Here is a 15,426-nt window from a genome sequence, read left to right as displayed (position 1 = left end):
GCGTCAGGGGTTGGCAGGGGTCCTATAACTGTAGATCTTTCCCGATCTTGACGTGCCGAGTTGGCGGAATTGCCCCCCTGTCGGCGGAAGATCGGCACATGCACAGTCTGAGATCCGCCGCCGCCGGACTGGCGGCCGCCGCGATGCTGTCGTCCGTCCAGTGCGCGGCCGTCCCGGCCTGGGCGGACCGGACCGCGGAAGCCGGGGCCACCAGGGCCCGGACCGTAAGAGCCGGGGCCGTCAAGACCCGGACCGCAAGAGCATGGGCCCCCAAGGCCCGCACCGCAAGAGCCGGGGCCGCCAGGGCCCGGACCGCAAGAGCCGGGGCCGCCAATGCCGGGATCGCACAAGCCGGGCTCACCGAGGCCCGGCCGGCCGAAGCCGCGGCCGTCACGGCCGGGGCCGTCCAAACCCGGGCCGTCCAAGCCCGCACTGTCAGGACCGGCGAGGCGTGTCCCTCGGACGCGACCTGCGGCACCCTCGTCGTCCCGCTCGACCGCACCCGCTCGGCCGGCTCGACGAGGGTCGCCTACATGCTGGTGCGCCGGCGCGACCCGTCCCGCCCCGCGGAGGGCACGATCGCGCCGAACCCGGGCGGGCCGGGCGTCGGGGTGATCGCCCAGCGCGACTTCTACGGCTCCCGCTACCACGACCTGCTCGCCACGCACGACCTGCTGCTCGTCGACCCCCGCGGGGTCGGCAGGTCGGACCCGCTGCGGTGCCCGTCCGGGGGCTGGGACGACCTGCGCGGCAGCCGCGCCGCCGCGGTGGGGGCCGTCGCCGCCTGCGGGCGGGAACTGGGCGAGGTCCGCCGCTACTACACCTCAGCGGCCGCCGCCGACGACATCGACGACGTCCGCGCGCATCTCGGGATCGGGAAGCTGACCCTGATCGGCCAGTCGTACGGCAGCTACCTCATGACCGTGTACGCGCGCCGCCACCCCCGCCACGTACGCACGATGGTCCTGTCGTCGGCGTACCCGTTGCGCTTCGACATGCTCGGCCGGCCCACCGCGCGCGCCATGCGGCGGGCCGTGCGCCTGCTGTGCCGCCGCTCCGGCGGCGCCTGCGACGGGGACCAGGTGCTGGCCGACCTCGCCACCGTGGCGGCGCGGCTGCGGCGCGAGCCGGTCCGCTACGCGGACGGCGACCGCGTCCTGGACGAGACGGCGCTGGCGAGCACGGTGTACAAGCTGGCCTCGGGCCACGCCGACCTGTTCGGGAAGCTGCCGCTGGCGCTGCGCACGGCGGTGGCCGGGGACACCGGCCCGCTGGTGGAGCTGGCCGAGCAGGTGCGGCCGATCAGCGGGGCCCTCGCCGCGGGCCCCTCCAGCATGCCGCTGTTCGTGACGATGGTCTGCAACGACTACCCGGCGCTGTGGGACAGGGACGACCCGGTGCGCCGGCGCGCCCGGACGTACGGTGCGCGCCTGGCCCGCCTGGACCCGCGCGACTACCGGCCGTTCCGCCCGAGGGCCTGGATCGCCGGCATCGTCGACCTGGGCGATCTGTGCCTCGCCTGGCCGGGCCGCCCCGCGCCGTCCCCGCCCGGCGCGGGGCGGCTGCCGGACGTCCCAGTGCTCGTCCTGTCGGGGGAGCTGGACACCAGCACGCCGACCGAGGAGGGGCTGCTCGCGGCCGATCAGTACCGCGACGCCCGGGTCGTGGAGGTGCCGAGCACCGGGCACGTCCCGGAGAAGAACGGCAGGGCGTCGGCCTGCGCGATCTCCATCGAGACCGGGTTCATCCGCCTGCGGCGCGTCCCGGACACCGGCTGCCTGCGCCACGTCGCCCCGATCGCCGTCGAGAGGGTGCCGAACGCCCTGACCTGATACGACGGACAAATCACGCCGCGGATTTTCGTCGATCACGTGCATCCGGCGGCGGCCGCGCCTCCTGGCACCGTTGTACGGGGGCATCCCGGCCGCGTCCCGCGCCGGACGGGCCCCACACGGAAGGGGGCATGTGATGCAGCAGACGACGAAGGACGGCGCGTCGGTCACGGGGCTCGGCGCGACCACGCCGCTCGGCGCGGACGTGAGGTCCACCTGGGCCGCCATGCTGGAGGGACGCTCGGGGATCGTGCCGGTGGAGGAGGAGTGGGCGGCGGCCCTGCCCACCCGGATCGCCGGACGGCTGGCGGCCGACCCCGCCGAGGCGCTGGGCAGGGTGCGGGCCCGGCGGCTCGACCGCTGCCAGCAGGCCGCCCTGGTCGCCGCGCTGGAGGCCTGGGCGGACGCCGGGGCCCCCGAGGTCGAGCCCGAGCGCCTCGCGGTGGTGATCGGCACGGGAGTCGGCGGCGTGCTCACCACCCTGGGCCAGGACGATCTCCTGGAGACCTCCGGGGCGCGGAGGGTCTCGCCCTACACCGTACCCATGATGATGCCGAACGGACCGGCGGCGGTGGTCAGCATGGAACTCGGCGCGCGGGCGGGCGCCCACACGCCGGTCAGCGCCTGCGCCTCCGGGGCCGAGGCGATCGCCATGGGGCTGGACCTGATCAGGCTCGGCCGCGCGGACGTGGTCGTGGCCGGCGGAGCCGAGTCCTGTCTCCACCCTCTCACCCTGGCGGCCTTCGGCCAGGCCAGGGCGCTGTCCACGCGCAACGACGCGCCGCAGGAGGCCTCCCGGCCGTTCGACGCCGCCCGTGACGGGTTCGTGCTCGGCGAGGGGGCCGCCCTGGTCGTCCTGGAACGGCCGGGGTTCGCCGCCGCGCGCGGCGCCCGCGTCCACGCGACGCTGGCCGGCGCGGCGACCACCTCCGACGCCCACCACATCACCGCCGCCCACCCCGCGGGCCAGGTACGGGCGATCCGGCTCGCCCTGGCGTCGGCCGGGCTCGACGCGCTCGACGTCGGGCACGTGAACGCCCACGCGACCTCCACCGAGGTCGGCGACCTGACCGAGGCGCAATCGATCACCGAGGCGGTGGGGACGCATCCGGCGGTGACCGCCGTGAAGTCGATGACCGGGCACCTGTGCGGCGCGGCCGGGGCGCTGGGCGCGATCGCCACGGTCCTCGCCCTCCGCGAGGGGACGATCCCCGCCACCCGCAACCTGGACACGCCGGACCCGCAGATCAAACTCGACATCGTGACCGGCGCCCCCCGGCACGGCCGGTGGACGGCGGCCCTCACCAACGCCTTCGGCTTCGGCGGCCACAACGCCTGCCTGGCCTTCACGATCTGATCTACAACGTAAAGGGCGCCGCGACGGTGCCGCGGCGCCCTCCGTACGGCCGGCTCAGCCGGACGTGCGGGACAGGTGGAAGGTCAGGCCGAGGTCGGCGTCGTGGTGGGCCCGCAGGGCGGCGCCCGGCTCGCCCTCGGTCATGCTCACCGCCAGGACCTCCTCGGCGACCTTGCCGCCGTCGGCGCGCAGCGCCTCGGCGAGGTCGCCCGAGGCCGTCCACCACAGGTCGATGCGGTCGCTGATCTCCAGACCGTTCGACTTGCGGGCGTCCTGCACCAGGCGGATCACGTCGCGGATCAGGCCCGCCCGCGACAGCTCCGGCGTGATCGTCAGGTCGAGGGCCACGGTCTCGCCGGTGCCCGTGCCGACCGCGCCGGTCTCCACCGCCCAGCCGGCGCGCGGCTGCTCGGTGACGATGACCTCCTCGGCCGCCAGCGAGACATCCTCGCCGCCGACCACGACCGTCGCCGCCTCACCGGCCCGGATGCGGGCGGCCAGCTCCGCCGGGTCGGCGGCCGTGATCGCCGCAGCGACGTCCTTGGTGCCGCTGCCGAACCGCTTGCCGAGCGCGCGGAAGTTGGGCTTGACCGTGAACGACACCAGGTCCGCCGAGAACGCCGAAAGGTCCTCCAGCGTCTGGACGTTGAGCTCGTCGGCGATCAGCTCGCGCAGCTCGCCGGGCAGGGTGGCCCACCGGGACGCGCCGATGAGCGCCCGCCCGAGCGGCTGGCGGGTCTTGACGCCGCTGCCCGCGCGGGCCGACCTGCCGAGCTCCACCAGGCGCCGTACCAGGGCCATCTGCTCGGAAAGGCCCCGGTCGAGCAGCTCGTGGTCCACCTCCGGCCAGGTGGCCAGGTGCACCGACGAGGGCGCGTCGGGGCCGCGCAGCACGTCCCACAGGTAGTCGGTGAGGAACGGCACGATCGGCGCCATCAGCCGCGTCACCGTCTCCAGCGACTCGTACAGCGTCGCGAACGCCGACTCGTCCCCCGACCAGAACCGGCGGCGCGAGCGGCGGACGTACCAGTTGGACAGGTCGTCGAGGTACTCGGTGATCCGGCGACCGGCCCGCGCCGTGTCGAACACCTCGAGCGCGTCGGTGACCTCGGCCACGGTGCGGTGCAGCTCGGCGAGAGCCCACCGGTCGATCAGCGGCCGGTCGGCGTACGCCGGGGCCTGTGCCGGCCGGGACGGCGTCCACGACTCGGCGCCCGCGTACAGGGTGAAGAACGAAGTGGTGTTCCAGTAGGTCAGCAGGACCTTCCGGACGATCTCCTCCAGGGCGGCGTGCCCGACCCGGCGCGGCGACCACGGCGAGCCGGAGGTCGCCATGTACCAGCGCAGGGCGTCGGCGCCATGCTGGTCCATCAGCGGCACCGGCTGCAGGACGTTGCCGAGGTGCTTGCTCATCTTGCGGCCGTCCTCGGCGAGGATCAGGCCCAGGCACAGGACGTTCTCGTAGGCCGACCGGTCGAACACCAGCGTGCCGACGGTCATCATGGAGTAGAACCAGCCGCGGGTCTGGTCGATGGCCTCGCAGATGAACTGGCCGGGGTAGGCCTTCTCGAAGACGTCCTGGTCGACGTGCGGGGCGCCCCACTGCGCGAACGGCATCGCGCCCGAGTCGTACCACACGTCGATCACGTCGGGCACCCGGCGCGCCTCGGCGCCGCAGGTGGGGCAGGGGAAGGCGACGTCGTCGACGTACGGCCGGTGCGGGTCGAGGCCGGTGAGGTCACGCCCGGCGTGCTCGCCCAGCTCCTTCAGCGACCCGACGCAGGTCACGTGGTCCTCGTCGGCCGAGCACACCCACAGTGGCAGCGGCGTGCCCCAGTAGCGCGACCGCGACAGCGCCCAGTCGACGTTGTTGCGCAGCCACTCGCCGTAACGGCCCTCCTTGATCGTGCCGGGGAACCAGTTCGTGCGCTCGTTCTCGGCGAGGAGGCGGTCCTTGATGGCGGTGGTGCGGATGTACCACGAGGGGAGCGCGTAGTAGAGCAGCGGCGTGTGGCAGCGCCAGCAGTGCGGGTAGCTGTGCTCGAAGTGGCCGCCGCGGAACAGCAGGCCGCGTTCGCGCAGGTCGTCGGTGAGGCCCTCGTCGGCGTCCTTGAAGAACTCGCCGCCGACCTTCGGCACCTCGGGCAGGAAGCGGCCGTCGGGGCCGATCGGGTTGACCAGCGGCAGGCCGTACCGCTTGCAGGTCGCCATGTCGTCGGCGCCGAACGCCGGGGCCTGGTGCACCAGGCCGGTGCCGTCCTCGACGGTGACGTAGCCGGCCAGCACGACGTAGTGGGCGCCGGGGATGTCGACCAGGTCGAACGGCCGGGAGTACGGCGTGTGCTCCAGCTCGGTGCCCGGGAAGCGCTCGGTGACGCTCCAGCCCTCGCCGAGAGCGGCCTCGACCAGCGGCTCGGCCACGATGACCGGCCGCTCGCCGTCCTTGGCCGCCACCACGTAGGTCACCTCGGGGTGGACGGCGACGGCGGTGTTGGACACCAGGGTCCAGGGCGTGGTGGTCCAGATGAGCAGGTCGGCGCCCTCGAACCGGCCCGAGGTGACCGGCATGCGGACGTACACCGACGGGCTGGACACCGTCTCGTACCCGCCCGGCTGGCCGAGCTCGTGGTCGGACAGGCCGGTGCCGCAGCGCGGGCAATAGGGCGTGATGCGGAAGTCGCGGAACAGCAGGTCCTTGTCCCAGATGACCTTCAGCGACCACCAGACCGCCTCGACGTAGGAGGGGTCCATCGTGCGGTAGGCCTGGGACATGTCGACCCAGTAGCCCATCCGCTCGGTCATCTCCTCGAAGGCGTCGACGTGACGCAGCACCGACTCGCGGCAGCGGGCGTTGAACTCGGCGATGCCGTACGCCTCGATCTGCGGCTTGCCGGACAGGCCGAGCTCCTTCTCGACCGCCACCTCGACGGGCAGGCCGTGGCAGTCCCAGCCGGCCTTGCGGGGCACGTGGTAGCCGCGCATCGACTTGTAGCGGGGGAAGACGTCCTTGAAGACGCGGGCCTCGACGTGGTGGACGCCCGGCATGCCGTTGGCGGTGGGCGGGCCCTCGTAGAACACCCACGACGGGCCGCCGGCGTTCTGCTCCAGCGAGCGCTCGAAGACCTTGCCGTCGCGCCAGCGGCCGAGCACCTCCGCCTCGAAGGCGGGCAGATCGACCTGCGCGGGGAGCGGGCGGAAGTACGGTGAGGACATCGTAGGGGCAGACCTCCACGCGAGCGGTTCGTCGATGGCGTGGAGGGACGAGGCCTGCGGGCCCCGCGGTACCACCCTCCTTGGCCGGGATTCGGAAGATTGACCGAATCAAGGCCCACTCTTGTCCTTGCTGCCGGGTCTACTGGGCCGCGCGCACGCCCTGGGGCGTGTCACGGCCGTTCTTCCGGCGGCTCCGGGGTGATCTTCCCTCCGGCTCTCGCCCCGGGCTCGCACCGTCCCCGGGTCGCTCCTGCGAGTGGGCTCGGAGGTACTCCTCCCCATCAACGCCTTGCAAACTAAAACGATAGCCGACGGCGGAGAGAGGACCGACACGTTCATGAGGCTCGCGATCAGAGTACGGCCCGGGGCGGCCCGCGAGGGCGTCGGGGGCGTGTACGGCGAGGGCGCCGTGGTGGTGAAGGTGAACGCCCGCGCGGTCGACGGCAGGGCCACAGAGGCGGCGCTGAGAGCGGTCGCGGACGCCTTCGGTGTGCGGCGGGCGGATGTGCGGCTGGTAAGTGGTGCGACAAGCAGGGATAAAGCCGTGGAGATCACCGGTAACGACGAGGAATTGACCCAAAGGGCTGCGGCGTTACGGATGGCGTAAAGGGGCGGCGCGTCGTTTGTTCTTCGGATATGGCGGGCCTATGCTTCCCGCACTGCTCATATGGTCCGAATGGCGAGGAGGCCTTCCATGGCCGGTGTGACGCGGGCGGCCAAGACCGCCACGGAGACGAACGGCGACGCCCAGTGGACCTCCGAAGAACTGTCCGAGGTCCGAAGCCGCCTGTTGGGCGAGATCGAGGAGCTCAACGCCGAGGTCGCGAGAGCCGAGTCCCAGATCGCCTCCGGTGACATCAGCGACAGCGCGGGAGACGACCAGGCCGACGCCGGGGCCAAGACCTATGAGCGGGAACGCGAGATCGCCCTTACCCTGAATGCGCGAGACCTGATAGCGCAGAACGAGCGGGCGATCGCCCGCATCGACGCAGGAACATACGGAGTGTGCGAATCGTGCCACAAGCCGATCGGCAAGGAGCGGCTGCAGGCGTTCCCGAGGGCGACCCTGTGCGTGTCGTGCAAGCAGCGGGAGGAGCGCCGCTGACGCCGCCGCCCGACGCCGCCGGGGGGCGCGCCGCCGCGCGCGCCAGGCGGCTCGGGATCCTCGCCGTGGTGGCCGTGCTCGTGTACGTGCTCGACCTGGTGAGCAAGACCCTCGTGGTGAAGCTGCTGGAGGGCGGGGAGCCGGTCACCGTCATCCCCGAGGTCCTGCGGCTGCAGGTGATCCGCAACTCCGGGGCGGCCTTCAGCATGGGCACGGGCATGACGGTCGTCTTCACGGTCATCGCGGCCGGCGTCGTCGTGGCGATCCTCCGCACGGCCCGCAAGCTGCGCAGCGCCCCGTGGGCGATCACCCTGGGGCTGCTGCTCGGCGGCGCGCTCGGCAACCTCACCGACCGGCTGTTCCGCTACCCCGCGCCGTTGCGGGGGCACGTGGTCGACTGGATCGAGGCGTTCCCGGCCACCCACTTCCCGATCTTCAACCTCGCCGACTCCGGCATCGTCTGCGGGGGCGTCCTCGCCGTCTTCCTCGCCTGGCGCGGCTACCAGATCGACGGCACCCGGGCGGGCGACGGGGAGCGGGAGGCCGCCGCGCCTGCGGAAGCGTCCTCGTCCGGCACCGAGGGAGAGGGTGAGCGGCATGGGTGAACAGCGCAGTCTTCCCGTCCCCGACGGACTCGAGGGCGAGCGTCTCGACGCCGCCCTGGCACGGCTGTTCGGCTTCTCACGCACACGCGCGGCCGAGCTCATCGCCGCCGGCGACGTCCAGGTCGACGGGGCCACCGCCGCCAAGTCCGACCGCGTGCACGCCGGCGCCTGGCTCGACGTCGTGATCCCCCCGCCGCCCAGCCTTCCCATGCCGGTGGCCGAGCCCGTCCCCGGGATGCGGGTGCTCTACGAGGACGACGACATCGTCGTGATCGACAAGCCCATCGGCGTCGCGGCCCACCCCACCGTCGGCTGGACCGGCCCCACCGTGCTCGGCGGCCTTCTCGGCGCCGGGCACAAGGTCGCCACCAGCGGCGCGGCCGAGCGTCAGGGCATCGTCCACCGCCTCGACGCCAACACCACCGGCGCCATGGTGGTCGCCAAGAGCGAGGTGGCGTACTCCCGGCTCAAGCGGGCCTTCAAGGAGCGCACGGTCGACAAGCGCTACCACGCCCTCGTCCAGGGGCACCCCGACCCGCTGCGCGGCACCGTCGACGCCCCGATCGACCGCCACCCGGCGGGGGACGGCCGGTTCGCCGTCGTCGCGGGCGGCAAGCCGTCGATCACCCACTACGACACCATCGAGGCCTTCCGGGCGGCGTCGCTGCTCGACATCAAGCTGGAGACCGGCCGCACGCACCAGATCCGCGTGCACATGGCCGCCACCCGGCACCCCTGCGTCGGAGATCTGACCTACGGCGCCGACCCCAAGCTGGCGGCCCGCCTGGGCGTCACCCGCCAGTGGCTGCACGCCGTCTCACTCGCCTTCGAGCACCCTGCCACCGGCGAATGGGTCCAGTTCACCAGCGACTACCCCGAGGAACTCGCCCAGGCCCTGAAGATCGTCCGCGCCGAATCCTGACCTGCTCCGTCCCCGGGGTCAGGTGCCGGAGACGGAGCCGTCCTGGACGATGGCGGGGATGTCGCCGGCGTCGAGCTGGTCGCCCTGCTGCCTGCCGTCGTCCCGCTGGTCGCCGGCGTCGCCGGGCGGGTCGTCGACCGGGGGGATGCTGCCGCCGGCGCCGTCCTGGTCGTTCTGGTCCTTCTGCTTGGTCCTGGTGGGCTTCGGGGTGGGTTTGCCGTCCCCCTGGCCGTTCTCGCTGCGGGTCTTGTCCGGGGTCGGCGTCTTGTCGTCCCGGGTCCTGGTGGGCTCGGGGGAGGAGGACGGCGACGAGGAGGACCTCGGCGTCCAGGAGGGGGCGTTCTGGCCCCTCTCGGAGGAGGTCGGCTCGGACGACCGCCGGTTCACGGTCTCGGCCGAAGGCTCCTCCGAGGGAGTGACGGAGACGGTCACCCGGACGGTCGGGGAGTTCGCCGGGGTGATGGTGGGCGGGGCGGACCGCGCCATGACCCAGGCCAGCCCGCCGGCGACCAGCCCGACGGCGAGGATCAGTGAGGTGACCCCCGTCACCGCCATGCCCCGTCCGGGCGCCCCCTGCCGTGCGGGCACGGCCGCGGCGGGGGCGGTGGCCACCGCCGGTCCAGGCTCCAGGACGGCGGCGGCTCCGCCGATCGTCCGGCGGGTCTGCACCGGGATCTGGGGGACGGGGATGGCGGGCGCGGTCGCCTCGGGCTGGATGCCCGCCGCCACCATGCGCAGGTAGTGCTCGGCCTGAGAGGCGGTCAGCCGCTCCTTCGGGTCCTTGCGCAGCAGGCCCATGAGCACGGGCGCCAGCGGCCCCGCGAGCCGCAACGGCTCCGGCGGGTCGTGCATGACCGCGCCGAGCGTGGCGAGCGGGTTGCCGCGCTGGAACGGCGAGCGGCCCTCCACGGCGACGTACAGGGTCACGCCGAGCGACCACAGGTCGGACGCCCGCGTCGCCTGGCCGCCCTCGGCCCGTTCCGGGGCGATGAACGCCGGGGTGCCGATGAGCGTGCCGGTACGGGTGACGGGGGAGTCGTCCTCCAGGGTCGCGATGCCGAAGTCGGTCAGCACGGCACGGCCGGTGCCCCTCGCCAGCAGCACGTTGTCGGGCTTGACGTCCCTGTGGAGCACCCCGGCCTGGTGGGCGGCGCGCAGGGCGCCGAGCACCTGGAGGCCGATCTCGGCCACGCGCGCCGCGGGAAGCGGGCCGCTGTCGCGGACCACCGCGCCCAGGGTCTCGGAGGGGACGAGCTGCAGCACGATCCACGGGTGCCCGCTCTCCTCGAAGACGTCGTACACCGTGGCCACGTTGGGGTGGCTCACCCTCCCGGCGGCGCGAGCCTCCCGGAACGTCCTTAAAGTGAACATCTCGCGCTCGGCTCCGGTCAGCTCCGGGGGCGCGATGAGTTCCTTCACGGCGACCTCACGGCCGAGGACCTCGTCATGAGCACGCCAAACAGTGCCCATCCCACCTCGGCCGATCGGCTCGAGCAGGTGGTACCTGCCCGCTACGACTCGGTCTTTGACCTGGGAGGATTCCGGCATGTGGGTCGGGCTACCCCAGAATTACCGTCCCATGCATCAGCCGTTAGGAAGGCCGGAATGTCTTGGTGAAGTGCAAGTAATAGGAATAATCGGCTTTCCAGCGGGCATCGGTGGTGTGCCAGTAGACGGCGAACTGGCGCCCGTCGCCCGTGGTCAGATAACGGTCGGCCACGTGGGCGAGGCCTGTGCTCATCCGCCAGGTGAACTGCCATTCGAGCGTCTGCCCGCCCCACGGCGATTTGCCCAGGAAGAACTTGCCGGGCCGGTAGCCGGGAAGCCTTTTCTCGGCCTGCGCCTGCTTCTCCATGATGGTCTTGGCCTGATACGGATCCTTGTCGGGCCAAGGGGTCAGGTCGATCAGCAGGAAGCTCGCCGCGCCGGGCAGCCGGAACCGCACCCGGGTCTTCTCGCGACCGAACTCGGCCCAGTCGTCCGGCAGGGCGATGCTGAACCCGAGAGGGTCGACGTGCGTGTGCCAGCCGGCGGGGACGGCGGCCTCGGACGGGGTCGTGCGGGGCGTGGGGGAGGGGGAGGACGACGCCGGCCAGGCGGCGGTCGGGGTCGGGCCGCCGGAGGAGGGGGGAGGCGGCGGATCGCTCGCGGCGAGTCGCTGGTAGCCGTACCAGCCGCCCACGCCGGCCGCCGCCAGCAGCAGCGGCACGCCCGCGAACAGGGCGACGGCGGACGTCCTGCGGCGGCGGCGCGCCTCGGGCCGGCCGTTCGCACGCTCGACCGTCGGCCAGTGGGCCTGGCCCGGCCCGGAGGCGGTGGCCCAGGAGGCCTCGCCTCCCTCGCCCGCGCCGTTCCCCTGCGCCTGACGGGCGGTGGCCCAGGAGCCGTCGCCCGTGCCGCTCCCCGGCGCCTGACCGGCAGCTGCCCAGGCCGCCTGCCCTGGCTCCCCCGCGGGGCTCCAGGCAGCCTGGCCGGGCTCGCCCGTGGGGCCCCAGGGCGCCTGCCCTGCGGAGGCGGCGGCGGGTGCCTGGCCCGCGGCGGAGTGGGCGGCCCCTTGGGAACGGCCGCGCCGCCCGCGGGACGGCTCACCCCGGCGTGAGCCCTTGCCGCCGGCGGCGACGCGGCGCAGCGCCTCGGCGGCGTCGGCCGCGGACATGCGCTCGGCGGGGTCCTTGCGCAGCAACCCCGCGATCACCGGCCCCAGCGGCCCGGCCCGTCGCGCGGGATCGGGCTCGTCGCTGAGCACCGCCGCCATGGTCGGCACCGGCGCGCCCCGGTCGAACGGCGGCCGGCCCTCGACCGCGGCGTACAGTGTGGCGCCCAGCGACCACAGGTCGGACTCGGGCACCGCGGGCAGCCCTTGCAGCCGCTCCGGCGGGATGAACGCCGGCGTGCCCGTCAGGCCGCCCGTCGTGGTGAGCGCGGTCTCCTCGGGCATGGTGGCGATGCCGAAGTCGGTCAGCACCACCCGCCCGGCGTCGGTGAGCAGGACGTTCTCGGGCTTGACGTCGCGGTGCAGCACCCCCGAGGCGTGCGCGGAGCGCAGCGCGTCGAGGACCTGGCCGCCGATCTCGGCGACCGTGCGGGGGGCGAGGGGCCCGTTGGCGCGCAGGACCTCGCCGAGGGACCGGGACCGCACCAGCTGCATGACGATCCAGGGCCGGCCGTCCTCCTCGATCACGTCGTGGACGACGACCACCGACGGATGGTCGAGCCGCCCGGCGGCCCGCGCCTCCCGGATGGTGCGGCGGTTGAACGCCGCGCGGTCCTCCTCGCTCAGGGCGTGGTAGAGGACCTCCTTGACCGCGACCGGACGGTCGAGGAGCTGGTCGTGGGCACGCCAGACCACGCCCATGCCGCCCCGGCCGATCGGCTCCAGCAGCTGGTATCTGCCGGCGACCCGGCGCTCCGTCCCCGCGGTCAACTCGCCCGCCCCTCCTTTCCGCTCCCGCATCGTCCCACAGCCGCGGCACGGCCGGGACCCTACTGCTAGTCGGCGGGCTGGAAGGTGGCGGCGAAGGTCTCGAACAGGCGCCTCTTCTCGTCCCAGTGCGCGTCCTGCGCCTTGAAGAACAGGGCGTAGCCGTGCTTCTTGTCGGTGACGAAGCCCCGGTCGATCGCGTGGGACTTGCCCCTCCCCGAACCGAAGGTGAACTCCCAGTCGGCCGCGGTCTTCCAGAAGCCCTTGACCTCCCGGATGGCGATCAGCCTGTAACCGGGGAACCCGCCGGTCATGCTCGGCACGTCGCGGTCCCAGGTCTTCTTCGCGTCGGTCCCCGGCGTGCTGGTCTGGTCGACCATCAGGTAGGTGTGCCCGTCGTCGCTGCGGAAGTAGACCTGCGACCCCCGGCGTTCGGCCGGCTTCCACCCCTTCGGCAGGGCGATGGAGAAGCCGCTCTTGTCCTTGTACTTCTTCCAGCCGTCGGGGACCCCGTCGCTCTTGGACTCGCTCGGCGTGGGGGTGGGGGTGGCCGTCGGCGTGGGGCTCGGCGAGGCGGAGGCCGACGGCTGGGACGAGGACGGCGCGGACGCCGGGGCCGAGGTGGTCGCCGGCGGCTGGGCCTGCGCCGAAGTGGACCTGGCGTTCTTGGACGACGACTGACCGGGCTTGGGATCCTCGTCGGAGGCCTGGTTGGCCCCGAGCCACAGGGCGACGGCACCCACGATCAGGATCACCGGAATGGTGATCAGGATGATCCGCAGGATCGGCAGGCCCTGCCGCTCGTCCGGGCCGGCGTACACCGGCCCGCCGGGCGAGATCGGCACCACCGGCGGTTCGTGCGAAGCACCACCCGCCGCCGTCTCGAGGCGGGTCACCGGGGAGGAGCCGTCGTACGATCCGCCGTAGGGGGGCCGCCGGGACGAGCCGGAATACGGCTCGGCGTAGGACGCCCGGGTGGGCTCCCCGTAGGGGCTCTTGCGCGTCTCGGCGTCGTCCTTCTCCGGGCGGGAGAACCGGCTCGGACGGTACCAGCGGTCGTCCTCGTCGTCCTTGACGGGCAGCGGGGCGGGCTTGACCGGCTGGACGAGCCGGATGGGCTTCCTGGCCTTGGGCCGGGCCGCGGGCTCCTTCGGCTCCCGGGCCTCCTCCGGCTCCTCGTCGCCGGTCCGGTCACTCTTGGCGTCCGGCCTGACGAGACGGGTCTCCTCGGGCATGGCCGCCCCGGAGGCCTCCGGGGCGGCGCCGGACGCCTCCCGCTCCGCGCCGGGCTCGTCCGTCTCGGTCTCGGTCTCGGCGGAGGCGGGCGCCGCGCCGGAGCCCTTGCCCTCGGTGCCGGAGGCCGCCTTCGACCCGGTCACGGGCCGGGAGGCCGTGCCGGCGCCGGTGGCGCCGGCCTTCGAGCCCTTCGCGGGCTTCGCCGTCTTCGCGGCGCCGGCCGGGCTGGGCGACTCCTCCGCTTCCTGGACGAGGGCCTCCTCGTCCCCGGACGGCTTCCCGGCGGTGTCGCCCGCGGGGGTCTCCTCGGGCCGTTCGGAGCCCGCACTCCCGGCGGCTGCCTTCGCGGTCGCGGCCCCCTTGCGGGAGGGGGAGCGGCCGGCCGTCGCGCCCTTGCCGGCCGGCGAGGCGCTCTCGTCCGGAGCCGGCGTCTCCTCCGCCACCTCCGAGGAGGACATGCGCTTGGTCGCGCCCGGCCGGGGGGACGAGGGCTCGCCGGCCGCCCCCTTCGCCGCGGACGCCGGGGAGCCGGTCCCTGGGGAGGCGCCGGTGCCCCGAGTGCCCGAGGCCTTGGAGCCGGCCCCCTTGGCCGGGGGCGCCTGCCGCAGCGACTGCATGCGCTGCAGCGCCTCCTCGCGGGCGCCGGTGCCGGTCTCCGGCGGGGCGGGCGCGGCCGGTGCCGCGGCGGCCTCATCGGCCCTCGAGGGCGCGCCCTCCGGGGCCTGCCTGGGCTGGCGGGGCTGCTTGCGCGGCGGGCTGGTCTCGGGCATCGGGAGCGGCGTGGCCGGCATGGTGTGCTGCTTGGAGGTGGGGACCGCCGACCGTTCCTCGGCGATGCTGCGCAGCATGCGCTCGGCCTGGTCGGCCGACAGCCGCCGCTCGGGGTCCTTCTCCAGCAGCCCGGTGAGGACGGCGCCGAGCCGCCCGGCCCGCTTGGCGGGCTCCGGCTCCTCGTTCAGCACCGCGTGCATGGTCGCCATGGCCATGCCCTTGTCGTGGGGCGGGCGGCCCTCGACGGCGGCGTACAGGGTGGCGCCGAGCGACCACAGGTCGGACTCGCGCTGGGCGGGGTACCCGCGCAGCCGCTCGGGCGCGATGAAGGCGGGGGTGCCGACGAGACCGGTGCGGGTCATCGTCGCGTCGGTCTCCATGCGGGCGATGCCGAAGTCGGTGAGCACGACGCGCCCGTCGTCGGTGAGCAGGACGTTCTCGGGCTTGACGTCGCGGTGCAGGACGCCGGCGGCGTGCGCGGACCGCAGCGCGTCGAGGACCTGCAGCCCGATCTCGGCGACCATGCGGACCGGCAGCGGCCCGTCCTGGCGCAGGATCTGGCCGAGCGAGCGTGACTCGACCAGCTGCATGACGATCCAGGGGCGGCCGTTCTCCTCGATCACGTCGTGGACGACGACGACGTTGGGGTGGGTGAGCCGTCCGGCCGCCCGCGCCTCGCGCAGCGTGCGCTGGTTCAGCTCGCTGACCTCGTCGTCCTGCGGATCGCCGGGGTAGCGGACCTCCTTGACGGCCACCGCGCGGTCGAGCAGTTCGTCGTGGGCGCGCCAGACGATGCCCATGCCGCCCCGGCCGATGGGCTCCAGGAGCTGGTAGCGGTCGGCCACGCGGCGTCCCTGCTGCCGCCCGCCGGGCCGTGCTTCCGACATCACCCGCCGCTACCCCCTTTCAGGCGAATGAATCGTCCCATAGCGCTGGGCAGGCGCAAACGCGGCGGCGGGCATAC

The 15,426-nt window shown here is 73.6% G+C and carries 10 protein-coding genes; 6 read left to right on the top strand and 4 right to left on the bottom strand.

Going from position 1 to position 15,426, the window contains the following annotated elements:
• Positions 1 to 98 precede the first annotated feature (98 nt).
• Complete coding sequence (locus tag KIK05_RS43270) at positions 99 to 1,832, top strand: alpha/beta fold hydrolase (protein WP_214416736.1); 1,734 nt, start codon at positions 99 to 101, stop codon at positions 1,830 to 1,832.
• Positions 1,833 to 1,968: 136 nt separating this feature from the next.
• Positions 1,969 to 3,189: a beta-ketoacyl-[acyl-carrier-protein] synthase family protein gene (locus KIK05_RS43265; RefSeq protein WP_214416735.1), complete on the top strand. Its 1,221-nt coding sequence runs from the start codon at positions 1,969 to 1,971 to the stop codon at positions 3,187 to 3,189.
• Between the two features lie 54 nt (positions 3,190 to 3,243).
• Here KIK05_RS43265 and ileS read toward each other — a convergent pair whose 3' ends face one another.
• A complete protein-coding gene (gene ileS, locus KIK05_RS43260; protein WP_214416734.1) occupies positions 3,244 to 6,402 on the bottom strand; it encodes an isoleucine--tRNA ligase in 3,159 nt (1,052 codons plus the stop codon).
• A gap of 256 nt (positions 6,403 to 6,658) precedes the next feature.
• Between ileS and KIK05_RS43255 the strand changes: the two genes are divergently transcribed.
• The 4 genes from KIK05_RS43255 to KIK05_RS43240 all read left to right on the top strand — a co-directional run bounded on the left by KIK05_RS43255 (position 6,659) and on the right by KIK05_RS43240 (position 9,034).
• Positions 6,659 to 7,009, top strand: coding sequence for a DUF167 domain-containing protein (locus KIK05_RS43255; protein WP_308250383.1), 351 nt, complete (start codon positions 6,659 to 6,661; stop codon positions 7,007 to 7,009).
• Between the two features lie 87 nt (positions 7,010 to 7,096).
• Positions 7,097 to 7,507, top strand: coding sequence for a TraR/DksA family transcriptional regulator (locus tag KIK05_RS43250; RefSeq protein WP_214416733.1), 411 nt, complete (start codon positions 7,097 to 7,099; stop codon positions 7,505 to 7,507).
• The gene (gene lspA, locus KIK05_RS43245; protein ID WP_308250382.1) at positions 7,480 to 8,112 is read left to right on the top strand and encodes a signal peptidase II; all 633 of its coding nucleotides are present in this window, start codon (positions 7,480 to 7,482) and stop codon (positions 8,110 to 8,112) included. Before KIK05_RS43250 ends, lspA begins: the two co-directional genes overlap by 28 nt.
• Complete coding sequence (locus tag KIK05_RS43240) at positions 8,105 to 9,034, top strand: RluA family pseudouridine synthase (RefSeq protein ID WP_214416732.1); 930 nt, start codon at positions 8,105 to 8,107, stop codon at positions 9,032 to 9,034. Before lspA ends, KIK05_RS43240 begins: the two co-directional genes overlap by 8 nt.
• Positions 9,035 to 9,052: 18 nt before the next feature.
• Here the strand turns inward: KIK05_RS43240 and KIK05_RS43235 are convergent, their stop codons facing one another.
• The 3 genes from KIK05_RS43235 to KIK05_RS43225 all read right to left on the bottom strand — a co-directional run bounded on the left by KIK05_RS43235 (position 9,053) and on the right by KIK05_RS43225 (position 15,349).
• The gene (locus KIK05_RS43235) at positions 9,053 to 10,582 is read right to left on the bottom strand and encodes a serine/threonine-protein kinase (protein ID WP_284681606.1); all 1,530 of its coding nucleotides are present in this window, start codon (positions 10,580 to 10,582) and stop codon (positions 9,053 to 9,055) included.
• Positions 10,583 to 10,625: 43 nt separating this feature from the next.
• A complete protein-coding gene (locus KIK05_RS43230; RefSeq protein ID WP_250564420.1) occupies positions 10,626 to 12,458 on the bottom strand; it encodes a serine/threonine-protein kinase in 1,833 nt (610 codons plus the stop codon).
• A 65-nt stretch (positions 12,459 to 12,523) separates the two neighbouring features.
• Positions 12,524 to 15,349, bottom strand: a complete 2,826-nt coding sequence (locus KIK05_RS43225) for a serine/threonine-protein kinase (RefSeq protein WP_214416729.1) — start codon at positions 15,347 to 15,349, stop codon at positions 12,524 to 12,526.
• Positions 15,350 to 15,426 lie beyond the last annotated feature (77 nt).

Source organism: Sphaerisporangium fuscum (genome assembly GCF_018531465.1).
GTDB lineage: Bacteria > Actinomycetota > Actinomycetes > Streptosporangiales > Streptosporangiaceae > Sphaerisporangium > Sphaerisporangium fuscum.
The sequence above is the reverse complement of the archived record's forward strand: the minus strand, read 5'-3'. Positions and strand labels throughout refer to the sequence as shown.